The organism is Erwinia sp. AnSW2-5 (assembly GCF_045107195.1).
Classification (GTDB): Bacteria; Pseudomonadota; Gammaproteobacteria; order Enterobacterales; family Enterobacteriaceae; genus Erwinia.
The window spans coordinates 61,508-82,917 of the sequence record NZ_JBJGXA010000001.1; the positions used below are offsets into that span (position 1 = coordinate 61,508).

The window sequence follows — 21,410 nt, forward strand, 5'->3', positions numbered from 1 at the left end:
CGAGGCATGCCTCGCCCCTACGAATCATGTAGGGGTCGGGCATGCCCGACCCTGGTTACGGCAGGATCAATCAAACAGCGATTCGTGGCGGGTTTCTTTACACAGGATCAGCGCAATCAGCGTCAGACAGGCCATCGACGCCAGGTAAACGCCAACATAGAACAGCCCGTAAGTGTGAGCGAGCCAGGTGGCGATATACGGCGCGATGGAGGCACCCAGAATCGACGACAGGTTATAGGAGAACGATGCCCCGGTATAACGCACTTCGGTCGGGAACAGCTCGGGTAACAGCGCGCCCATCGGTCCGAAGGTCAGCCCCATAATGCTCAGACCACAGACCAGGAAAGCCATAATCAGCATCTGATTACCGGAACCCAGCATCGATGGGAAGACCATCGAAAAGCCGATGATAATCAGGGTAATGACGATCATCGTCTTGCGGCGACCAAAGCGGTCGGCCAGCAGCCCGGCAATCGGCACCATGATGCCAAACCCAATCACCGCCAGCATCAGCATCCACAGGAAGGTATTACGTGGAATACCCAGACCGTTTGGCGCTGGCGTGGTGCCGAAGGTCATGGAGTAAACGGTCATAATATAGAACAGCGTGTAGGTCGCCAGCATGATGAACGTACCAATAATGGTGGTCCCCAGATGCTTGCTGAACAGCGTGCCAATCGGCACTTTGACCTGTTTTTTCTCTTTCTGTACTTTGGCGAAGACCGGCGACTCATGCAGTGACACACGCACATACAGGCCGATCAACACTAATACCGCTGAGAGGATAAACGGCACGCGCCAGCCCCAGCTCATAAACTGTTCGTCGGTCAGCAGCCAGGAGAGCAGCAGGAAGGTGCCGTTGGCAAAGAAGAAGCCAATCGGCGCGCCAAGCTGCGGGAAGGAGCCATACAGGGCACGTTTTTTCGCCGGGGCGTTTTCCGTAGCCAGCAGTGCCGCACCTCCCCATTCGCCGCCCAGTCCCAGGCCCTGACCAAAGCGAGCCAACGCCAGCAGCAGTGGGGCGAACACGCCAATCTGGTCATAGCTCGGCAGCAGGCCGATCGCGACGGTTGAAATTCCCATGGTCAGCAGCGAGGCGACCAGCGTCACTTTACGTCCGGCACGGTCACCAAAGTGACCAAACACGGCTGAACCGATAGGACGCGCAATAAAGGCAATGGCGAAGGTCGCCAGTGACTGTAGCGTGGCAACGGTCGGATCACCCTGTGGGAAGAAGATATGCGGGAAAACGATCACTGCCGCAGTAGCATAAATATAGAAATCGAAGAATTCGATAGCAGTACCGACCAGTGAAGCAATAACCACTTTACCGCGTGAGTTTACGGGCGTGGCGTCGGGATCGGTGTCGATGGATGGCGCGATGGAAGCTTGCATAAATGTTTCTTATTTGAATGTGAATGTAAACGGCGTAACAACGAATCTTACGCACAGGCAAAGCCGCATTCAATGGTGAAAAAGCGCCGAACAGGTGGGTTAATCCACCGAAAAGAGGATAATTTTCAATAGGTGATATTTGTGGGTGAATGGCAGGGCGAAATCGATGATTTATGGCGTGAATCACTGCAAAACAGCCAAATTAAAGTTATGTCTCAGTAATAAATGCTGTCTTTTGGTCAAATAATCGCCAATCCTCCAGATTTTCAACTGCTTTACGCCGGGTTATCGCCGCACAACGGCTAAGTGGATTCTTAGTGTTGTTGATAAAAGGTTTAGGAAGGAAACTATCAGTGCGGTTTACAACTGTTCTTCACAGGACTAGAATTTCGTCACTTTCTTCTCAGGAGCACACAATTGGACAGTCACCCTGTAACTCACGCGTTATAAAGGCAGACCCACTCCATTGTGAGCCTGCCGTAAACCGGCGGGCTATGTTTCACCTCCTCATCCGAGCTGTCTCATTTCCCCCCCATTTTGATTGCACTTTCCCCCACGCTGATGTCTCGTCTGCGTCAGGATAACCGTGCCTTGAAATAGTTGAACCTGCTACTTAGGAGCATCCGATGACTGAACCTCCGTCCCGAGAGAGGCCGCAGTGCGATCACAGGAGGCATATCCGGAAATAATTCCTGTCTGCCGTCATCCTGCCCGCCTGCCTCCCCCCTGAACCCAAAAAAAATCCTCGTTTGCAGGCGTGCTATGCCTGCGCGTGAAACACCTTTGTTCAAGGAGTGGCATGATGAAAATGCACCAGAGCAACCTCAAAATGGCACGTGAACTGGCGATCGCCAGCGCGGCCACCCAGAGCCAGGATCACACCCTCGCTCATCTGAATACCCAACGTCAGGGATTAACCCGTGAAGAGGCGGCAGCACGCTTGCAGCAATACGGCGCCAACCAGGTTGCCAGCGATAATGCCCCGGCGGCGCTGACCCAGCTGTTACAGGCATTTAATAATCCGTTTATCTGGATCCTGATGGTGCTGGCGGCTATCAGCGTACTGACCGACTACATCCTCCCGCTACGTCGGGGAGAAGAGACCGATCTGACCGGTGCCATCATTATGCTGGTGATGATTAGCCTCAGTGGATTGCTGCGCTTCTGGCAGGAGTACCGCACCAATAAAGCCACCGAAGCCCTTAAATCGCTGGTCAGTACCACCGCCACGGTGCAGCGCCGCAGCCATGCCGACAGCGAAGCGGTCAATATTGAAGTGCCGCTTCAGGAAGTGGTGCCTGGCGACATCGTGCTGCTGTCGGCGGGCGATATGATCCCGGCAGACGTGCGGCTGCTCTCCTCACGCGACCTGTTTGTCAGCCAGGCGGCACTAAGCGGTGAAGCGTTGCCGATCGAGAAATATGACAGCAACAGCCATCTCCAGCGGAATAACCCGCTGGCCGATGAGCAGGATCTGCTGAGCCAGCCCGGCATCTGCCTGATGGGCACCAATGTTGCCAGCGGCAGCGCGACGGCGGTGGTGGTGGCAACCGGCAGCCAAACCTGGTTTGGTTCACTGGCGAAGTCACTGGTAGGTGAGCGCCCACAAACCTCCTTCGACCGTGGCGTCAACAGCGTCACCTGGTTACTGATCCGTTTTATGCTGGTGATGGTCCCGGTGGTGTTGCTGATTAATGGCTACTCCAAAGGCGACTGGAGCGATGCGCTGCTGTTTGCGCTGGCGGTGGCGGTTGGCCTGACGCCGGAAATGCTGCCGATGATTGTCAGCTCGAATCTGGCGAAAGGGGCGATTGCCCTGTCAAAACGCAAAGTGGTGGTTAAACGCCTGAATGCTATCCAGAATCTGGGCGCGATGGATGTGTTATGCAGTGATAAAACCGGCACCTTAACCCAGGACAAAATCATTCTCGCCGGGCACCTCAATCTGCGGGGCAACCAGGATGACAGCGTGCTGCAACTGGCCTGGCTTAACAGCCGTCACCAGACCGGGGTAAAAAACCTGATGGACCGGGCGGTGTTAGGGTTCAGCCAGGGTAATGCGGCCGTCAGCGGGCTGTGGCGCTTTCGTAAAATCGATGAGCTGCCATTTGATTTTGAACGCCGCCGCCTGTCGGTGCTGGTGGCAGACGAGGGCCAGCAAACCCTGATTTGCAAAGGGGCAGTGGAGGAGATGCTGGCGGTGTCCAGCGGATGGCAGGATGGGGGGGAAGTGCGTCCACTGGATGAAGCCGCACGCAGCCGGATTCGGCAGCTAGCCGCGCGTTATAACCAGCAGGGATTCCGCGTGCTGGTGGTGGCAACGCGTCAGATAAGTGAGCACCCGCTTACTGCTCAGCTCAGCGCCGCCGATGAACGTGAACTGGTCATCACTGGCCTGCTGACGTTCCTCGACCCGCCGAAAGAGAGTGCGGCTGCGGCGATCGCCGCACTGCATGAACAGGGTGTGACGGTCAAAGTGCTGACCGGGGATAACGAGGTGATCACCAGCAAAATCTGCCGTGATGTGGGGCTGGAGCCGGGAGAACCGCTGTGCGGCAGTGAGATGGCGCGCATCGGGGATGCTGAGCTGGCGCGGCTGGTGGAGCAGAGAACCCTGTTCTGCCGCCTCAGCCCGCAGCAGAAAACCCGCATCTTGCAGATGCTGCAAAGCAACGGACACACCGTGGGTTTCCTCGGCGATGGTATTAACGATGCCCCGGCGCTGCGCGCGGCGGATGTCGGGATTTCCGTCGACAGCGCGACCGACATCGCGAAGGAATCGGCGGATATTATTTTGCTGGAGAAAAGCCTGCTGGTGCTGGAACAGGGGGTGATCAAAGGCCGCGAGACGTTTGGCAATATCATCAAGTACCTGAATATGACCGCCAGTTCTAACTTCGGCAACGTGTTCTCCGTGCTGGTGGCCAGCGCCTTTATTCCGTTTCTGCCGATGATGGCGATCCATCTGCTGTTGCAGAACCTGATGTATGACCTGTCCCAGCTGGCGCTGCCGTGGGACAAAATGGACAAGGAGTTTCTGCGTAAACCACGTCAGTGGGATGCGAAGAATATCGGCCGTTTTATGCTGTGGATGGGGCCAACCTCATCGATCTTCGATATCACCACTTTCTGGTTGATGTGGCATGTGTTTGCCGCCAACAGCGTGGAAGCGCAGGCGCTGTTCCAGTCCGGCTGGTTTGTTGAAGGGTTGCTGTCCCAGACGCTGGTGGTGCATATGCTGCGCACGCAGAAAATCCCGTTTATTCAGAGCCGCGCCACGCTGCCGGTGATGCTGATGACCGGGCTGGTGATGGCGCTGGGTATTTTAATTCCCTTCTCACCGCTGGGCCATGCGGTGGGTCTGGTGCCGCTGCCGTGGAATTACTTCCCGTGGCTGCTGGCGATACTGCTGGGCTACTGCCTGGTGACCCAGGGAATGAAACGCTTTTATATGCGTCGTTTCGGCCAGTGGTTCTGAGGAGAAAATAGGATGAAAAATTCTAATGCTGTTACCGCTATCGTGCTGTTTTTCGTCGGGCTGCTGATTTTTTCCAGCAGTATCGCGATGATTTTTAGCGGATAAATAAAACGGGCGGACCGAAACAGAAGGTCCGCCCCTACAGAATCCAGGTTGCCCCGAACCGTAGGGGGCGACCATTTTTTCCGGTCACCCCGTGACGCTGGTTTGCACCGGTACCTCGGGTTTTATCCATTTTTCATCAATACGAAGGACTGAACTTGACGACTGAATAGAAAGAAATCAACCTGAGTTCTCATAGGGAAGATGAAAAACAAGAGGGATATAATGCCGATAAAATCATTTCGTTTTACTCAGCGTATCTCATTAAATAAATTCAATATGGATATTTATGAAAAAAACAATTGATTCTTCTATTTCTTTTGTTTTATTTATCTTTGTGATGATCTTTCTTTGTTCTTGTGCATCAGCGAAAGAAGGCTCTTTATCCAGAGATAAGCCCACCCAGGACGCCGTTGAACTCACGAAAAAAATGATTTTTTCAGATGAGAATGAGAAAAATAAAATCTTATATTCTTTTAAAGAATTAATGGACAAAAACCCAGAGAATATCGCCATCAGAAATATGTATATCAATAATCTGATTGCTGAAAAACATTATAAAGAAGGGTTGAGTTATCTCAGGGTGATGAATAAGGAAAACCTCACGCGGACTAACTTACTCACTCAGTGTATGTTGCAGGAACGGCTAGGGAACAGAGACGAAGAGTGCTATAAAAAAGTCATTTCTCTTTCTCAAGAAAACAATGCTATTGATTCAGACTATCTCAGCGCCCTGTTCTTTATGGATGACAAAAGATTTTATGCGTTAAAAAATGAGCTAATTAAAGAAAATAAGTTTAAAAAATCCGATTTCCTGGTCTTTACGCTGGGAAAAGAAAAAATGTTACATGAGTTCTTTCCATAGTTCTTTTGTTGATTCCTTATGGGCCGACCGAAACAGAAGGTCGGCCCCTTTTTTACGGGCGGATAAACCGCACGTAAATAAAGCGGATAACGTAAAACTCAATCACGCCCAGCAGCAGGAACCACAGGCAGAACACCAGCGTATAGAGCTGGCCGATATCTGCCAGGTGGAACATCTCAACCAGCCTGCGTGCCAGCGTCAGGCCGAACGAGGGCGCAGGCAGCAGCAGCGCCGAGAGAAAGCCGAGCAGCAGAGCGCTCATTGGCATCAGGAAAGTTTCAAACGGGTTTTTCATCACGATTCCGTGTTAGTCAGTTGCGGCTATTTTCTGTTAATCCCAGGCCATCTTCAATCATTAACCACCAGAGCGGCGGGCACCTGCTCACGCATCCAGCGCACGAAGCTGCGGCGTTTTTCCGACGGGCTGAGATCCTGACGCCACAGCAGGTTAATCGGGCGACTGGCCGGTTGCCACTGTTGCAGCAACGGCACCAGCCGACCTGCGGCAATATCCTGCGCCAGCAGAATGCGCGGTTGCAGTATCAGCCCGGCACCGGCCAGTGCCGCCTTGCGCAGCGCCTGACCGTCGTTACTGGTAAAGCTGTTGTCGAAAGGCCAGGTCACGTCGCCCCACTGCCAGGCGTTATTCTTATTCCATGCCATATTGGCGAGGCAACGGTGCAGATGCAGCTCTTCCGGCGTTTGTGGCGTGCCGTGTTGCGCCAGATAGTCTGGTGCCGCGCATACCACCATCTGATACTCACCGAGCAACTGCGCAACCAGTGGTTCATTATGCTTTAGCCCGCCGATGCGGATAGCAAAATCAAACCCTTCGGCGATCAGATCGACAAAGCGGTCGTTGAGATCCAGCTCGATCTTCACCTGCGGATAACGTAACTGATAGCCCGTGACCACTGTGGCGATGGCGCTGGCCCCCAGATTGAGCGGGGCGCTGATGCGCAGCAGACCGGATGGCGTCTGCTTCATATTTTCCACGCTCTCATCCGCCTCCCGGAGCAGGACCAGCGCCTGTTTGCACTGCTGGTAGTAACGCTCCCCGGCTTCGGTCAGATGCTGGCGTCGGGTATTGCGCTGTAACAGGCGGGTATTCAGCGCCGTTTCCAGCTGGCGAACATGCTTACCGACCATCACGGCGGTGATATCCAGCCGCCGCGCGGCTTCGCTGAAGTTGCCGCTCTCAACAGCGCAGATAAAGGCTTCAATACTGCGTAATTTATCCATGATTACAAACTCTGGGTTTGGAGTTCCCGAAAGTATCGCGCATTTATCCCGCCACTGCACTGCGTCACACTGACCGGACTTATTCATCAGGCAGGAGAGACAACATGAAAATTTTAGTAATCGGCGCATCAGGTACGGTGGGTCAGGGCATTGTGCAGGAGCTGGGGCGCGACCATCAGGTGATCCGCGTGGGGAAAACCCGGGGTGATTTTCAGGTCGATCTGACACGTGAAGAGAGCGTTAAGGCGCTGTTCGCCCAGACGGGTAAGGTGGATGCGGTGATCTCAGCGGCCGGTGGCGTCCACTTTGGCCCGCTGGCCGAGATGAGCAGCGAACAGTTTAACCGTGGGCTACAGGATAAGCTGATGGGGCAGGTGCGGCTGGTACTGATCGGCAAAGCTTTCGTTAATCCAGGCGGTTCGTTCACCCTGACCAGCGGGATCCTGGCCCAGCAGCCGATCCGCACCGGGGTTAATGCCACCGCCGTCAACACGGCACTGGAAGGCTTTGTGCTGGCAGCGGCCACCGAACTGAACGGTCTGCGCATTAATGCCGTCAGTCCGACGGTATTAACCGAATCGCTGGAAAGTTACGGTCCGTTCTTCCCCGGCTTTGAAAGCGCCCCGGCCAGCCGCGTGGCGCTGGCTTATCGCCGCAGTGTTGAGGGCGTAGATAGCGGTAAAATATATCGCGTCTGGTGATGCCCGTCATACTTGGTGCTGTCTCTGCGTTAGCTGCGTGAACTTGCCCGAATCACTGACTCATGTCAGCTCATCGGGACGCATTCACTTGCTGCCTTGATACAGCACCAATTATTTAGGGCATCTTCTTAAGGTGGTATTAATGCTGAAAAGTGGCGAAATATCCCCCAACCCCTGCAAGGATGTTTATCCCTACACTTTTTGTAAGACGGTAATTCTTTTAGAGTTTTCGCTCTCATTTCACCCGCTAAAATAGCCGCTGTTAAAAAGTATAGCCGAGGCTATACTCAAATCCCTGATTTTACTGTCTTTTTTTCTGGCAATTAGCGTGATAGGATGCGCTTCACTTGAACGAGCTTGTGATTATTTTTCCAACATAAGCTGATGTTTTAACGAACTGGAACGCAACTGCCGTTTCAGACCGGATAAATACAATGAACCTATATGCCACTCTGATTCTGGCTTTTGCGATGTCGATGGACGCCTTTGCGGCCGCTATCGGCAAAGGGGCCAGTCTGCATCGCCCCAGCCTGAAAGAAGCGCTGCGTACCGGCCTGATCTTCGGTGTGATTGAAGCACTGACCCCGCTTATCGGTTGGGCGATTGGCCTGGCTGCCAGCCAGTACATCATGGCATGGGATCACTGGGTCGCATTCGGACTGCTGTTTATTCTGGGCAGCCGTATGGTGGTCGAAGGTGCGCGTAAGAAAGAGTGCAAACCGGAAGAAGCACCAACCAGCCACGGTTTCTGGCTGCTGGTTTGTACCGCTGTTGCTACCAGCCTGGATGCGATGGCGGTCGGCGTTGGTCTGGCCTTCCTGCAGGTGAATATCGTGACCACCGCGCTGGCGATTGGCTTCTCCACGATGGTGATGGCATCGGCGGGTATCCTGCTGGGCCGCTTCCTTGGCCCGGTGATGGGAAAATGGGCAGAAATTTTCGGCGGCGTAGTGCTCATTGGTATCGGCTGTAGTATTTTGGTTGAACATCTGGGCCGGTAAACAGAACCTCCGGCCTCTTCAGGGGCGGAGTGGATATGGCGTTATCGGTAGTCGACTGGAACAGCCGTAATCATATTGAATGTTCACACCTGACCGCCAGCCATGCGGCTTTCCCGCTGCACACCCACGAAGAATATGTCATCAGTGCCAATCTCAGCGGCATTGAAACCCTCAGCCTGCATCAGCAAACCCTGTCAGTCCATGCCGGGGATATCACCATTTATAACCCTGAAACACTGCAGTCTTCGCAGTTTGGCGCCGAGCCGGTGGAGTTTTTTAGCATTCATTTACCGCCGCCGATTTTTGCCGATCTGACCGATTGTTCACTGCCGATCCTGCGGGAAGGGGTGCTGCGCGATCCCACGCTGTTCGCGGCGATCTGTGGCTATGTGCTTTCCCCGGATGAAGAGCAGGTTCAGCAGCAAAACCTGCTGTGGCTGACCAGCCAGCTGCTGAAACACCGTCATGGGGAAGCGATTCAGATGGCACCCGTTACCCTCGGGCGGGCGCTGGAGTGCATGCGTGACAATCTGACCATGAAGCTGACGCTGGATGAGCTGGCCGCCGCTGCCGGGCTAAGCAAATACCACTTTGTGCGCCAGTTTCGCCAGCAGGTTGGCATTGCGCCGCTGCAATATCATATGCAGCTGCGCCTGCTGGCTGCGCGTAACCTGTTGCGACACCAGCACAGCGCGCTGGATGTGGCGCACCGGCTGGGTTTCTACGATCAGAGCCATTTTATTAATAGCTTTCGCAAGATGATGGGCATTACGCCGCATCACTACCTGCGCATCCTTAGCCGATAAACTCGCGGTAACCGGAAAGGATCACGTAGCCCGCGAAGTAGCAGAAAATCACCGCTGACGCGATATACGACCAGCGTAGCATCTTCGTCCCGAGCATCCGACCGCCCACGCTGCCCGCCGTGCACAGCACCAACGTCCAGAAAACGCCTGCAAGGAAAAATCCGCTCAGAAACCAGCCCGATGCCGCTGTGCCGCTGCTGCTCATGCGCGAAATCAGCGCCCCGCCGACGGCGGCAAACCACAGGATTGCCGTGGGTGAGGACATAGCCAGGAAGATGCCACGGAAAAAGTTCTGGCGCAGGCTCAGTGCCTCACCAATATCCCCGGCACTCAGTTCCGCCGCCGGACGCAGGGCGCTTTGCACCATTTTCCAGGCAAACCACAGCAGGATCAGGGAGCCGCCGATCCACAATACCCAGCGTACCGGGGTGAACTGCAACAGCACCGCCATTCCGGCCATCGCGAGGATCGCATAGATCAGATCGCCCACACAGGTGCCGATCCCCAGCCAGAAGCCATGAAAAAAGCCACGCTGCATCGCCAGGGTGATGATCGCAATATTGGCGATGCCGATATCCAGGCACAGAGAAAGACTAAGAAGAAAACCATTAGAGAAGGGCATTGGCGTCCGATCCGTGATGAGTGAGGTCGCCATTATCATCATGCATGTCGCAGAAATATTGGAAAAAATTGCGCAGTCAGTTCGAAATGACGTCCTGATGCCTGGCAGGCCGTTTAGCAACGGTTTACCTTTTTATTGGCATAATTAACTCAATTTTGTGATCTGGCTCATAAAATATTGCCTGAAAAACAGACGGCATGTATAATTTTCTAGCGATTTTCAACAAAAGCTGCAAACAGGCCATCATGAAAAAATTCTTCAAATACGTGTTCCGGGTTTATGTCGACACCTTCAAACACGTACCGCCAGGCGCTGTTCTTTAAGCTCCGGCTGCACCGAACACCCTCGATAACACGTCGGTCAGGGATTTGACCGATGGTTATCACCTCTTCTGATAATCACTGTATAAAAATATTGCATCATCGTGCGTCCTGCGCGAGTCTGTCTGCTATGCAAAACACTCAGCTGTTCCTCACCACCACCACAACCACCACCGCTTCTGGCGGAGTGTGGCGAGTTTGCGTGGCTGAGTAGTTAGCAAACCTTTCCCCTCCCGCCGGTTACCGACGGGGCTGCATTGTTCTCCGTTGTTGCCGGTTTAACTGAAGCCAGAATAACGGAGAAATGCCATGTCTGACGCCTCCGCGTTGCTCGTGATCGATATGCAGGCAGGTTTACTGCACGGCCCGCAGGTTCCCCATAACAAAGCCCGGCTGCTGGATCACGTTTCCCATTTGATAACGTTGGCACGCGCACAGCAGGTGCCGCTGTTTTTTGCTCAGCACACCGGCCCGGCGGGTTCGCCGATTGCCGCAGGCAGCGAACTCTGGCAGATCGCGCCTGAACTGCCATTGCTGGATTCTGACCGCTGTTTTAACAAAACCCGCCCAAGCTGTTTTGCGGACACGCCGTTACTGGCCTGGCTACAGAATGCCGGGATAAAACGGCTGGTGATCGTGGGGATGAAGACTGAATATTGCGTGGATACCACCTGCCGGGCGGCGGCAGATCGGGGGTTTGAGGTGGTGCTGGTAAGCGATGCGCACAGCACCACGGATAATGCGGTGTTAACGGCGGAGCAGATTATTGCCCATCATAATGCGACGCTGTCGGGGCCATTTGTGCAGTTGCTGCCGACTCAGGAGATCCATTTTTAGTCCGTCAGCCATCGGCATTGAGGCAAAGCAAAACGCCTCAATGCCGACTGCGCCTGTTATACGGTCGGGCCAGCCTGGGCGATGCGCGCACCCTCTTCCGTGCGGGTGTACTGCTCAAAATTCGCCACAAACAGCTGGGCTAATTTTTCGGCTGCCTGCTGCCACGCTTCTGCGCTTTCCCAGCCATTACGCGGGTCGAGCAGCGCATCGTCAACACCCGGCACCTGCGCCGGGATGGCCAGCCCGAAGATTGGCAACTGAGTATCATTTTGCTCAATGGTGCCGTTCAGGATCGCATTAATGATAGTGCGCGTATCCCGCAGTGACAGGCGCTTGCCTGCGCCATTCCATCCGGTGTTCACCAGCCAGGCTTCCGCCTGAGTCTCATTCATTTTCTCTGCCAGCACGCTGGCGTAGCGCGTTGGCGGCAGCATTAAAAAGGCCGCGCCATAGCAGGCAGAGAACGTCGGTGTCGGCTGGGTGATGCCGCGTTCTGTACCGGCTAATTTTGAGGTAAACCCTGACAGGAAGTGATACTTCATCTGTTCGCGGGTCAGGCGTGAAACCGGAGGCAGTACGCCAAACGCATCCGCGGCAAGGAAAATCACCTTTGACGGATGTCCTGCGGCGGAAACCGGCCGGACAATATTCTCAATATGCGAGAGCGGATAGGAAACGCGGGTGTTCTCGGTTTTGCTGCCATCCGCGTAATCGACGGTGCCATCTTCTTTGATCACCACGTTTTCCAGCAACGCATCCTGACGAATAGCACGGTAGATCTCCGGCTCTGCGGCTTCGCTAAGGTTGATGGTTTTGGCATAGCAACCGCCTTCGAAGTTGAACACGCCCTCGGCATCCCAGCCATGTTCATCATCACCGATCAACTCGCGCAGCGGATCGGTGGAAAGGGTGGTTTTCCCAGTACCTGACAGGCCGAAGAACAGGGCAACATCGCCTGCCGCACCCCGGTTAGCAGAACAGTGCATCGACGCGATGCCGCGCTGTGGCAGCAGGTAGTTCATTACCGAGAACAGGCCTTTTTTCATTTCACCCGCATACCAGGTGCCGCCGATAAGCTGGATTTTCTCGGTGAGGTTGAAGGCGACAAAGTTTTCAGAGTTCAGTCCCTGAGCCTGCCACTGGCTGTTGGTGCACTTGGAGCCGTTCATCACGGTGAAGTCAGGGGTAAAGTCCGCCAGCTCTTCCGCAGAAGGGACAATAAACATGTTCTTCACGAAATGCGCCTGCCAGGCGACTTCGGTCACTACCCTCACCGCCAGCCGCGAGTCTTTATTCGCGCCACACCAGGCATCGACCACGTAGAGTTTTTTGCCTGACAGCTGCGTGCTGACCAGCGCGCGCAGCTCAGACCAGGTGGCAGGAGAGAGAGGATGGTTATCGTTGCGGCCCTGACCGGCGTCCGACCACCAGACGTTATCTGCGGTCAGCGCATCGCGCACGATGTATTTATCTCGTGGTGAACGCCCGGTGAATTCCCCGGTATCCACGGCCACTGCCCCGGAAGCGGTAATGGTTGCGCGTTCCCAGCCCACTAAATCCGCCGCGGTTTCATGCGCCATCAGCAGTTCATAGCTGGGGTTGTAAATCACCTCCTGAAGGTTGGTGATTCCAAGGTCTGACAAGGCTGTATTAAGGGATGCAGTGCTGGACATGAGATACCTGGCTAGTAAGGGGCTGAGGATGAGTTAATGGTTTGTTGCGAACTATTCCACGGATACTAACACTGGAGAATGGATGCTCGAATTGCATAATTTCTATTCCGGATGCAAAATTTGCATACTATTTTTGCGATGCGGGAGATGGACAGCGATGATCGGTAACCTTGAAGTGAAATGGTTTTATGATGTGATTGCGCTGGAAGAGAGCCGGAGTTTTACCCAGGCGGCGGAGAAAAGGAACATCTCACAGTCATCGTTTAGCCGACGCATCCAGTCGCTGGAATCTGCCCTCGGCTTTATGATTTTTGATCGCAGCAAAAACCCGTTACAGCTGACGCAACAGGGTAAAAATTTCATCGGTTATGCGCGCAATATGCTGGACGATATGGATTTTCAGCTTAACCGAATCAAAGGGTTAGATAACCTCCGGCAGAGCATCAAGATCGATGCCGCGCCCTCTCTTTCCGTGCTTTGGCTGCCCGAAATGATTGCCGGATACAACGACAGCTTTGAGCGCATCCATTATGTGGAATCGATTAACGTCAATGATGCGGTCTATAACCTGAAAGAGGGAAAGTGTGATTTTATTCTGAGTTTTTATAACGAAGAGTTAATGAACTATCCCTTTGTTCATCATAAGATTTTTGATTCTCACCTCCATCTGGTCACCCCCTGCGACGACGATGGCCAGCCGTTGTACTCCCTGAGCCATGATATTTTGCCGTTAATGAAATACGCCACCGACAGCTATATGGGGCGGCAGGTGAATCAGGTGATCGACACATTGTCTGAGGACACTTTTACGCTGCGGTTTGTCTCGTCGATGAGTGAGCTGTTAAAGCGCATGATTGTTAACGGGCAGGGCGTGGGCTGGTTACCGCAGTACTCCATCAAAGATGAACTCAGCCAGGGGAAACTGGCGATTATGGACCCTTCCGTTTCTCTGGGGATCAGCGCCTATGTTTACCGCTCCGGCTCCAGGCTGAACCTCTCTGCTGAACGGTTCTGGCAATATATCCGCGCGCAACCGACGCGGCGGGAATAAGAGTGGTATTACTCGATGATATTACAAAGTATTTTCAAGGAGGGAAAATGGCTGAAGTGACGGCTCTGCTTTTTTTATGTTTGGGTATTCTTGCGTTTACAAGGAAATTAAAACCTTTCAAGGTGTTATCAAGTCTTGTTTTGTATTTTTCTTTTATGGTTGCAAAAGACAATGTGCCTCTGCACATTTTCTTTGTTTCCATAATACTGATAGCGCTAATCACGCTGTTTTATATAAAGACCAGCAAGGAGAAGAAAGACGTTTTTTACTTCTCAATCCCTTGCTGGCTTTTTATTGTGTCAGTGTTGGTGAACGTTTTGGCCCGATAATGGCAGCCACACAACGGTTCGACCGGAAAAAAAGGTCGAACCGTGCGGTGAGGTGATTATTGTAGGGGCGGACCTTCTGTTTCGGTCCGCCCGCCTCGCGTCGTTATTCGAAATCGACCCAGGTCGCACCGGCATCTGCCGACTCAACGCAGCGCTCAACCCACTGCACGCCCGCAACACCCGCATGAACATCCGGGTACCAGAAGTCTGCCAGCAGCGCTTTATCGCCACGATCGGTGGCATCCATTGCCACGGCAAAGCGACGATAGAGGTTTGACCAGGCTTCGAACAACCCTTCCGGGTGGCCGCCACCGATGCGGTCTTCTTCCAGCGCACGCGGGGCCAGGTAGCCCATGCCGCGCTCCAGAATACGTACCGGTTCGCCCTGAATTTCATAGCGTAACTGGTTCGGCTGCTCGTCCCACCACTCCAGGCTGGCTTTTGATCCGATCACGCGGATCTTCTGGCCATGCATCGATCCGCAGTTCACCGCAGAACACCACAGCGATCCCACGGCACCGTTGTCGTATTCCATCAGCACAAAGGCGTTATCTTCCAGCGGCGCACGGGTTTTCACAAAGCTCTGGCGGGAACACATCAGGCGCTTGATTTTCAGGTCCGGGAGCATGGTTTCCGCGAGGAACAGCGGATGCGTGGCCAGGTCGCCCAGTACATAGCTTGGCCCGACAAATTTCGGGTCAACGCGCCAGCGGGTGCTGGGGTTCGCCAGTTCTACCGCTTCATTGTGGAAGCCGTGGGAGAACGACATATTCACAATACGGATATCGCCCAGCAGACCTTCCGCAATCATGCTGCGTGCCTGTTGGATCAGCTGATGGCCTGAATAGCCATAGGTCACACCGATGATTTTATTCTGCTTTTTGCTGAGTTCCGCCAGCTCTTTGGCTTCTGCGGTGGTGAAGCACAGTGGCTTCTCACACACCACGTGCAGGCCGGACCCCAGCGCGGCTTTACAGATGGCGAAGTGCGTGTTGTTCGGCGTGGCAATCGATACGGCTTCAATGCCGTCCGCGCGCCCGGCTTCCTGCTGGAACAACGTCTGGTAATCGGGATAGCAGCGGTCGCCCGCCACGCCGAGGCTTTCACCGAAGGCGCGGCCGCGTGCCGCATCAATATCAAATGCGCCCGCCACCAGGGTGAAGGTGTTGTCACGTAATGCGGCTGAACGGTGGATATAGCCAATCTGGCTGGTGCCGCCGCCGCCAACCATGCCCCAGCGCAGGGAGCGATCGAGAGGTTTGATGCCGTTAATCATGGTAAGTCCTTAATCAGAATCCAACAGAGTTGAGGTAGCGCAGGCTTTCGGTCACGTCGTGCAGGCTGCCATCGGCATTGCGCGGGTCACGTTCCTGTTCGATGGTGATCCAGCCCTGGTAGTGACGTTCAGCCAGGAAAGCACGCACTGCCGGGTAGTCGATCGCACCTTGACCAATCGGGCACATCACCCCTTCGGCACAGGCGGTGAAGAAGTCCAGCTCACGGGCGATCACATCGCGGAATACCGCGTCGTTAACGTCCTTAAAGTGCAGGTAGTCGATACGCTCAAAGTACTGTGCCAGCGCGGGGATCGGGTCCATGCCCGCGTAGTACAGATGCCCGGTATCCAGGCACAGGCCCGCCACGCTGTGCGGGATGTCCTGCACCAGTTTTGCCAGCTCATCGGCAAACTCGATGCTGCCGCCCGCATGTGGATGGATAACCGGGCGCACGCCGTACTCTTTGGCAATGCGGCTGATCTCGGTGATATGGCTCATCATGCGCTGCCAGTCGGTGTCGGACAGGCGCACGGCTTTATCGTACTGCCCGGCAAGGCGGGCGCGTTCTGCATCGCCAAAGTCGATGATCACCAGGTAGGGCGCAGGAATATTGTCGCCGTGCGTCGGGGTTGCCGTCGGCACTTGTGAGACATTGCGGCACAGGTTATGCGTCAGCTCAATCATCGCCGGGAAGTTCGCTTCGCTCACCAGATCGTCAAAGATAGTGCCTGCCACAATCGTCAGCCCGTACTGGTTCAGTTTTTCCGTCAGCAGCGCCGGGTCGGTAGGCAGGTACGTCCAGGGACCCAGCTCAATGCTCTTGTAGCCAGCCTGCGCGGCTTCTTTCAGCACTTTCTCATACGGTGGCAGATGCGGGTTTTTTGGGTCATCGACGCCCCAGCTGCAGGGTGCGTTAGCAATATGAATGGTCATTTCGGTGTCCTTTCTTTATCTATAAATCGCAATCAGTGAGTGGCTGTTTTGCTTTCTTGTTGGGGGGTCTCGAAGCGTTCCAGGATCAGCGCTTCCATTTTTTCCAGTGAAACCCCTTTGGTTTCCGGCAGCAGGGCTTTCACAAACCACCAGGAGGCCAGTGAACACACGGCGAACAGCAGCAGCGGGAAGGCGCCATTGAAGTTATCGTTGAGATACGCGTTCTGGTTCATCATCGGGAAGGACTGGCTGACAAAGAAGTTACCTGCCCACATGGCGCAGATAGAGAAGCCCATGCCTGCACCGCGCAGGCGGGTTGGGAAGATTTCACCAATCACCGTCCACACCACCTGGCCCCAGGTGCCGCCGAACAGGAACATAAAGCCGAACAGACCGATAACGGAGACCCAGCCGGTCATGCCGCTGTAGAAGGTATAGAAGGTGATCAGCAGGCAGACGGCAGAACCGAGAGAGCCGATCAGCAGCAGTGATTTACGCCCCATTTTGTCGATCAGCATCATGCCGACCACCACGCCCACAAACTGCAACACCGCCAGCCAGATGGTCATGTACATCGCTTCCTGCATGTTGTGGGTCACGTTCATCAGCAAGGTCGGGCCAAAGTACTGAATGACGTTGATGCCGGTGAGCTGGTTGAAGATGGCCAGGCCAACGCCAATCACCAGGAAGATCGCGGTTTTACGGTTGAAGCTGACGCGCTCGCGATTAACCTGCTTATCGGCGTTGTAGCGCAGGGATTCCTTGATTTCGCTCATCAAGCGTTTTGCATGCTCAGGAGAAGAGATGCGTGACAGGGTTTTCAGCGCCTGCTCGTCGCGGCCGACCATCGCGTTCCAGCGTGGGGACTCAGGAATAAAGCCGACAAACAGAAAGAACAGGATGCAGGGAACAAATGCGGCGCCCAGCATCCAGCGCCAGCCGTAGGCATTCAGCCACTCTGGATCGGCATTTTTGGCAATCAGGTAGTTGGTCAGCAGCACCAGCACCTGGCCACCAACGCAGCAGATCATGTGCATGGTCATGGCCCGGCCGCGATAATCTTTCGGGGCGACTTCGGCAATGTAAATAGGGGAGATCACCGAGGCGAGGCCGATGCCCAGCCCGCCGATAATGCGGAATACCACAAAGGTGGTGAAGTCCGGGGCCAGCGCGGTGCCGGCAACGGAAACCACAAACAGCATGGCGGTGACGATCAGCATTTTTTTACGGCCGTAACGGTCAGCCAGTTTGCCTGCCACCAGGCAGCCAATGACACAGCCGATGATGACGTTAGACACCGCCCAGCCCGTTTCGGCAGGAGAGAGTTGATAGTGGTGGCTGATAGGTTCGATAGCACCGGAAATGACCGACGAGTCATAGCCAAACAGCAGGCCACCGAGGGCAGCAACGGCGCAGATCGCCATCACATAGGCCATGTTGTGTTTTGGTGTTGATAGAGGCACGGAGGGTATCCTTCAGTTATTATTTGAAGGAAGTATCAAACAAACATTCCATTATCTACAATGATGGAATGTTTGTTTTTTGATGGGGATCTCACTATTTTTGATAGTTTTAAATGATAATATTCTATCATTTACGCTATTTCAGTCAGTTATTTGGCAGGGCAGGTGGATTTCGCGTCCAGCCCGCAGTGCTTCAGTAATTCTCTTTAGTTATCAGTTCAAAACCGCTGGTCAGGGCGATAAAGCCACCGCGATCGTCACTGCTGGCCTGCTGCATCGCCTCAATGACGCGGGCGGCCAGCTCGTCCAGTCGGTGGGCGATCATGATATCCAGCGTGCCGTCGATCAGTGCCAGTTGGGCATCCTGCAACGGGCCGTGGCAGATCAGGGTAATGTCCTGCCGCCGGTCACTGTCACGCAGGGCATTGACCACCCCCTCCACACCGCCGCAGGGGGCATAGATCACCGACAGTTCCGGATGGCGGCGAATCAAATCGGCAGTGACCTGATAGCCCCGTTCAACATTTTCAAAACTCTTGACCGGTTCCAGCACCTGGTGGCCGGTGGCATATTCCCGCAGGTAAGAGCGGAAGCTGATTTCGCAGGTTTCCTGACATAAAAAGCGATTATCACCGACGATCACTCCGACTTTTCCCGGCGGGCCGCTCAGACGCTGAACTGCCCAGGCGGCAGTGCGCCCCGCTTTTCGGTTATCAAGGCCGATGTACCCGGCGTGGCCACAGGGAGAGAGATCGGAGAGGACGGTAAACACCTTCACGCCTTTTTGGGTGGCTTTCTCCACTGCCCGACGGATCAACGCATTATCCAGCGCAATCAGCGCCAGTACGTTGACGTGATCGCTCAGCTCATCAATCGCTGCCGCGGTTTCTTCAATGGCGTGGATATCATGAAAGGCGAATTCAATGCGGGTGCCTTCCTGTAAATACGGCGCGGCGTGCTGTTCCAGTGCCCGGGCAAACGTATCGTAGAACGAGTAGTCACGCGACAGCAGAATCACGCCAATGCGCAGCGAACCTGAACTCTGACGCGGGGGGCTGACATTAAGAAAATCAGGATCAAAGCGATAGCCGAGCCGGGACGCCGCCTGGACCACGCGAAGCTCGGTGTCCGGGCGTACCGGTGCCCTCCGATTCAGTACCCTGTCGACCGTCGCAACACCCACGCCAGCTTCGCGGGCAATGTCCGTTAGTGTGGTTTTTTTCATCCCGGGTTTCCTGATAATAGCGATGACAAAAAACTATCACGTCTGCCCACAGGGCAACAGCACAGGCGGGGAATTAAATATTCAGGACATGACAACCGTCAGATTATTTTTTTTATTTCGCACGAAATAAGATTTAAAAATTTCATTTTTTGCCGGAGGTGCTGCGGCAAAAAAAAACTGACGCCAGAAAAATTATGCTATCGTGCTGAAAACATACCGCGTGGTATCTTTAAGCCGAAAATGTCATGATTAAACATCCCACTTCAGCCCATTCACTGCGCGAAGCGCTCTGCTGTGAACGGGGTTATAAGCGTAAAAAACAACCGGAACAGGTCAGGGCGGCACTGTTGCACTGCGCGGCTGAACTGGCCGCCCTTGAAGGGCTGACTGGGGTCACCGTGCAGGCCGTGTCGGCGGCCGCGGGGGTGACGAAAGGCGGGTTCTTTCACCATTTCCCTCATAAGCAGGCGTTGCTGGATGCGGTCTTCGAGAGTTTTCTCGCGGAGAACGAACAAGCTATCGATCGCGTGATGGCCGCGGATGAAGCCTCTTCCGGTTGCTTCACGCGTGCCTATATTAGCGTGGCGTTTGACGACATTTTACAGGCGGAGAAAAGCCTGAGGATCCCGTTATCATTTTCGATGATGGCATCGCCCGAGCTGTGTGAACGCTGGTCGTTGTGGCTGGCGGGGCGACTGAAGCGCCACCATGAGACGGACAGTCTGCCACAGCATGAAGTGGCGCGACTGGCGGCCGATGGTGCATGGCTGTCTTATTCACTGGGTAATGCCCGTAGCATTCGTGATGCGTTATCCCTGAAAAACATTTTGCTGACACTCACCAGAGAGCGACCTATATCGTGAAAACGACCTTCAAACAGGAAGTTGTTCATCAACTGCTGCACTGGCTGGAAGGGAATATCCATACGCCGCTGACCATTAACGACTTTGTTATGAAATCGGGCTATTCGAAATGGCACCTGCAACGTATTTTCAAAGAGGTGACCGGGCAAAAGCTGGCGTCGTACTGCCGTCAGCGGCGGCTGACCTCCAGCGCGGTGATGCTGCGTCTGTTCGATAAACAGATCGATTCCGTTGGCAGCGAGCACGGTTTCTCCAGCCATAACGTCTATCACAAAACCTTTAAGCGCCATTTCAACGTGACGCCTGCACAGTATCGTGATGCGCTGCACTGGTCATGCAAGGGGTTGTGCCCGCCGATTAACCTCAGCGAAATGGCCGTTCCTGAAGGCAAACTGGTCGAACTGGAGGCGATGACCTTGCAGGGGCGCGTCACGGACCACGCCTTCACGCTGGATACCCTTTGCCACTTCTGCTGGGATCAGCGTGCCATTTTATGGCGGCAACGACTGGCAGCAGCGGCGGCAAAACCCACCGCGCTGTACGGCTTGACCAACGTGATCAAAGGCGGGCCGCGCGCCGATGATCGCGCCACTCTGCAGTACCTGGCCTGCTTTGATCCTGACACGGCAAGTGGGGAAGAGCCATTGGTGCAGGTGGACATCGGAAAGCAGACCTATCTGCATTTCACGTTCAGCGGTGATGTGCAGCAGTTCGCTGATTTCATCAAGCTGATTTATGAACATGCCCTGCCAACAGCGGGCGCAGTGCGCCGCGATGGCTACGATATTGAGCGTATCGATCCGCAGCGCTTCAGTAGCTCCGGAACCGGCCGCATTGACTACTACGTGCCAGTGCTTGTCTGATCACTTCATATAAGAGCGGATCACGGACACGATCTGCTCTAAATCCTGCTCGCGCTCTGCTGCTTCACTCTGTTCATCCAGCAAATGCTCACGAATATGCCCTTCCAGTACTTCTGCCATTAATCCGTTAACTGCGCCGCGAACGGCGGCGATCTGCTGCAAAATATCGATGCAGGGGGTTTCCGCCAGCAGCGCTTTTTCCAGTGCATCGGCCTGGCCGCGAATGCGGCGTACCCGGGTCAGCAGTTTTTTTTGTCCGGCAATCGTGTGCGACATACGCGCCTCCACTTGTGAGTTAGTATACTGGGGTATAGTATAATTACTGTTGATTCCCCACAATAATACCTGCTTTAAGGTGAAAACA

The 21,410-nt window shown here is 54.5% G+C and carries 20 protein-coding genes; 10 read left to right on the forward strand and 10 right to left on the reverse strand.

The window, feature by feature from the left end:
* Positions 1–66: 66 nt before the first annotated feature.
* Entirely contained in the window at positions 67–1,395 is a 1,329-nt protein-coding gene (locus ACFL9S_RS00235; protein ID WP_405259601.1) for an MFS transporter, read from the reverse strand.
* 802 nt (positions 1,396–2,197) lie between these two features.
* On the opposite strand from ACFL9S_RS00235, the gene mgtA reads away from it, so the two are divergent.
* Positions 2,198–4,873, forward strand: coding sequence for a magnesium-translocating P-type ATPase (gene mgtA / locus ACFL9S_RS00240; protein WP_405259935.1), 2,676 nt, complete (start codon positions 2,198–2,200; stop codon positions 4,871–4,873).
* 391 nt (positions 4,874–5,264) lie between these two features.
* Positions 5,265–5,840, forward strand: coding sequence for a hypothetical protein (locus tag ACFL9S_RS00245; protein ID WP_405259602.1), 576 nt, complete (start codon positions 5,265–5,267; stop codon positions 5,838–5,840).
* 52 nt (positions 5,841–5,892) lie between these two features.
* Here ACFL9S_RS00245 and ACFL9S_RS00250 read toward each other — a convergent pair whose 3' ends face one another.
* Both ACFL9S_RS00250 and ACFL9S_RS00255 read right to left on the reverse strand, forming a co-directional pair.
* The gene (locus ACFL9S_RS00250; protein WP_405259604.1) at positions 5,893–6,135 is read right to left on the reverse strand and encodes a DUF1158 family protein; all 243 of its coding nucleotides are present in this window, start codon (positions 6,133–6,135) and stop codon (positions 5,893–5,895) included.
* A 53-nt stretch (positions 6,136–6,188) separates the two neighbouring features.
* Positions 6,189–7,082: a LysR family transcriptional regulator gene (locus ACFL9S_RS00255; protein WP_405259605.1), complete on the reverse strand. Its 894-nt coding sequence runs from the start codon at positions 7,080–7,082 to the stop codon at positions 6,189–6,191.
* Positions 7,083–7,186: 104 nt separating this feature from the next.
* Between ACFL9S_RS00255 and ACFL9S_RS00260 the strand changes: the two genes are divergently transcribed.
* The 3 genes from ACFL9S_RS00260 (at position 7,187) to ACFL9S_RS00270 (ending at position 9,590) form a co-directional block, all read left to right on the forward strand.
* Positions 7,187–7,783, forward strand: coding sequence for a short chain dehydrogenase (locus tag ACFL9S_RS00260; protein WP_405259606.1), 597 nt, complete (start codon positions 7,187–7,189; stop codon positions 7,781–7,783).
* A gap of 434 nt (positions 7,784–8,217) precedes the next feature.
* A complete protein-coding gene (gene mntP / locus ACFL9S_RS00265) occupies positions 8,218–8,784 on the forward strand; it encodes a manganese efflux pump MntP (protein WP_405259607.1) in 567 nt (188 codons plus the stop codon).
* A 35-nt stretch (positions 8,785–8,819) separates the two neighbouring features.
* Positions 8,820–9,590, forward strand: a complete 771-nt coding sequence (locus tag ACFL9S_RS00270; RefSeq protein ID WP_405259608.1) for an AraC family transcriptional regulator — start codon at positions 8,820–8,822, stop codon at positions 9,588–9,590.
* Here the strand turns inward: ACFL9S_RS00270 and ACFL9S_RS00275 are convergent.
* The gene (locus tag ACFL9S_RS00275; protein ID WP_405259936.1) at positions 9,580–10,212 is read right to left on the reverse strand and encodes a LysE family translocator; all 633 of its coding nucleotides are present in this window, start codon (positions 10,210–10,212) and stop codon (positions 9,580–9,582) included. The two genes, ACFL9S_RS00270 and ACFL9S_RS00275, sit on opposite strands and share 11 nt — an antisense overlap.
* A gap of 629 nt (positions 10,213–10,841) precedes the next feature.
* Between ACFL9S_RS00275 and ACFL9S_RS00280 the strand changes: the two genes are divergently transcribed.
* Positions 10,842–11,369 (forward strand): cysteine hydrolase family protein, encoded by a 528-nt coding sequence (locus ACFL9S_RS00280; protein ID WP_405259610.1) that lies wholly within the window; start codon positions 10,842–10,844, stop codon positions 11,367–11,369.
* A gap of 56 nt (positions 11,370–11,425) precedes the next feature.
* Here ACFL9S_RS00280 and pckA read toward each other — a convergent pair whose 3' ends face one another.
* Complete coding sequence (pckA, locus tag ACFL9S_RS00285) at positions 11,426–13,042, reverse strand: phosphoenolpyruvate carboxykinase (ATP) (protein WP_405259611.1); 1,617 nt, start codon at positions 13,040–13,042, stop codon at positions 11,426–11,428.
* Positions 13,043–13,199: 157 nt separating this feature from the next.
* Between pckA and ACFL9S_RS00290 the strand changes: the two genes are divergently transcribed.
* Both ACFL9S_RS00290 and ACFL9S_RS00295 read left to right on the forward strand, forming a co-directional pair.
* Positions 13,200–14,093 (forward strand): LysR substrate-binding domain-containing protein, encoded by an 894-nt coding sequence (locus ACFL9S_RS00290; protein WP_405259612.1) that lies wholly within the window; start codon positions 13,200–13,202, stop codon positions 14,091–14,093.
* 47 nt (positions 14,094–14,140) lie between these two features.
* Positions 14,141–14,422, forward strand: coding sequence for a hypothetical protein (locus ACFL9S_RS00295; RefSeq protein ID WP_405259613.1), 282 nt, complete (start codon positions 14,141–14,143; stop codon positions 14,420–14,422).
* A gap of 103 nt (positions 14,423–14,525) precedes the next feature.
* Here ACFL9S_RS00295 and ACFL9S_RS00300 read toward each other — a convergent pair whose 3' ends face one another.
* From ACFL9S_RS00300 to ACFL9S_RS00315, 4 genes are all read right to left on the reverse strand, one after another.
* Entirely contained in the window at positions 14,526–15,698 is a 1,173-nt protein-coding gene (locus ACFL9S_RS00300; protein WP_405259614.1) for a Gfo/Idh/MocA family protein, read from the reverse strand.
* A 13-nt stretch (positions 15,699–15,711) separates the two neighbouring features.
* Positions 15,712–16,632, reverse strand: coding sequence for a TIM barrel protein (locus tag ACFL9S_RS00305; protein WP_405259615.1), 921 nt, complete (start codon positions 16,630–16,632; stop codon positions 15,712–15,714).
* 32 nt (positions 16,633–16,664) lie between these two features.
* Positions 16,665–18,095 (reverse strand): sugar porter family MFS transporter, encoded by a 1,431-nt coding sequence (locus tag ACFL9S_RS00310; RefSeq protein WP_405259616.1) that lies wholly within the window; start codon positions 18,093–18,095, stop codon positions 16,665–16,667.
* Between the two features lie 193 nt (positions 18,096–18,288).
* On the reverse strand, positions 18,289–19,320 hold the full coding sequence (locus ACFL9S_RS00315) for a LacI family DNA-binding transcriptional regulator (protein WP_405259617.1): 1,032 nt from the start codon (positions 19,318–19,320) through the stop codon (positions 18,289–18,291).
* A 245-nt stretch (positions 19,321–19,565) separates the two neighbouring features.
* Here ACFL9S_RS00315 and ACFL9S_RS00320 point away from each other — a divergent pair, with 245 nt between their 5' ends.
* Together ACFL9S_RS00320 and ACFL9S_RS00325 are read left to right on the forward strand one after the other, a co-directional pair.
* Positions 19,566–20,183 (forward strand): TetR/AcrR family transcriptional regulator, encoded by a 618-nt coding sequence (locus tag ACFL9S_RS00320; RefSeq protein ID WP_405259619.1) that lies wholly within the window; start codon positions 19,566–19,568, stop codon positions 20,181–20,183.
* Entirely contained in the window at positions 20,180–21,046 is an 867-nt protein-coding gene (locus ACFL9S_RS00325) for a helix-turn-helix domain-containing protein (RefSeq protein ID WP_405259620.1), read from the forward strand. The genes ACFL9S_RS00320 and ACFL9S_RS00325 overlap by 4 nt, the downstream gene beginning before the upstream one ends.
* Here the strand turns inward: ACFL9S_RS00325 and ACFL9S_RS00330 are convergent, their stop codons facing one another.
* Positions 21,047–21,322, reverse strand: coding sequence for a metal/formaldehyde-sensitive transcriptional repressor (locus tag ACFL9S_RS00330; RefSeq protein WP_405259621.1), 276 nt, complete (start codon positions 21,320–21,322; stop codon positions 21,047–21,049).
* Positions 21,323–21,410: the final 88 nt, after the last annotated feature.

What these genes read in the sequence shown, in the direction of transcription:
- ACFL9S_RS00235 (WP_405259601.1), bottom strand. Translation starts at nt 1,395, where the DNA reads ATGCAAGCTTCCATCGCGCCATCCATCGACACCGATCCCGACGCCACG.
- mgtA (WP_405259935.1), top strand. Translation starts at nt 2,198, where the DNA reads ATGAAAATGCACCAGAGCAACCTCAAAATGGCACGTGAACTGGCGATC.
- ACFL9S_RS00245 (WP_405259602.1), top strand. Translation starts at nt 5,265, where the DNA reads ATGAAAAAAACAATTGATTCTTCTATTTCTTTTGTTTTATTTATCTTT.
- ACFL9S_RS00250 (WP_405259604.1), bottom strand. Translation starts at nt 6,135, where the DNA reads ATGAAAAACCCGTTTGAAACTTTCCTGATGCCAATGAGCGCTCTGCTG.
- ACFL9S_RS00255 (WP_405259605.1), bottom strand. Translation starts at nt 7,082, where the DNA reads ATGGATAAATTACGCAGTATTGAAGCCTTTATCTGCGCTGTTGAGAGC.
- ACFL9S_RS00260 (WP_405259606.1), top strand. Translation starts at nt 7,187, where the DNA reads ATGAAAATTTTAGTAATCGGCGCATCAGGTACGGTGGGTCAGGGCATT.
- mntP (WP_405259607.1), top strand. Translation starts at nt 8,218, where the DNA reads ATGAACCTATATGCCACTCTGATTCTGGCTTTTGCGATGTCGATGGAC.
- ACFL9S_RS00270 (WP_405259608.1), top strand. Translation starts at nt 8,820, where the DNA reads ATGGCGTTATCGGTAGTCGACTGGAACAGCCGTAATCATATTGAATGT.
- ACFL9S_RS00275 (WP_405259936.1), bottom strand. Translation starts at nt 10,212, where the DNA reads ATGCCCTTCTCTAATGGTTTTCTTCTTAGTCTTTCTCTGTGCCTGGAT.
- ACFL9S_RS00280 (WP_405259610.1), top strand. Translation starts at nt 10,842, where the DNA reads ATGTCTGACGCCTCCGCGTTGCTCGTGATCGATATGCAGGCAGGTTTA.
- pckA (WP_405259611.1), bottom strand. Translation starts at nt 13,042, where the DNA reads ATGTCCAGCACTGCATCCCTTAATACAGCCTTGTCAGACCTTGGAATC.
- ACFL9S_RS00290 (WP_405259612.1), top strand. Translation starts at nt 13,200, where the DNA reads ATGATCGGTAACCTTGAAGTGAAATGGTTTTATGATGTGATTGCGCTG.
- ACFL9S_RS00295 (WP_405259613.1), top strand. Translation starts at nt 14,141, where the DNA reads ATGGCTGAAGTGACGGCTCTGCTTTTTTTATGTTTGGGTATTCTTGCG.
- ACFL9S_RS00300 (WP_405259614.1), bottom strand. Translation starts at nt 15,698, where the DNA reads ATGATTAACGGCATCAAACCTCTCGATCGCTCCCTGCGCTGGGGCATG.
- ACFL9S_RS00305 (WP_405259615.1), bottom strand. Translation starts at nt 16,632, where the DNA reads ATGACCATTCATATTGCTAACGCACCCTGCAGCTGGGGCGTCGATGAC.
- ACFL9S_RS00315 (WP_405259617.1), bottom strand. Translation starts at nt 19,320, where the DNA reads ATGAAAAAAACCACACTAACGGACATTGCCCGCGAAGCTGGCGTGGGT.
- ACFL9S_RS00320 (WP_405259619.1), top strand. Translation starts at nt 19,566, where the DNA reads ATGATTAAACATCCCACTTCAGCCCATTCACTGCGCGAAGCGCTCTGC.
- ACFL9S_RS00330 (WP_405259621.1), bottom strand. Translation starts at nt 21,322, where the DNA reads ATGTCGCACACGATTGCCGGACAAAAAAAACTGCTGACCCGGGTACGC.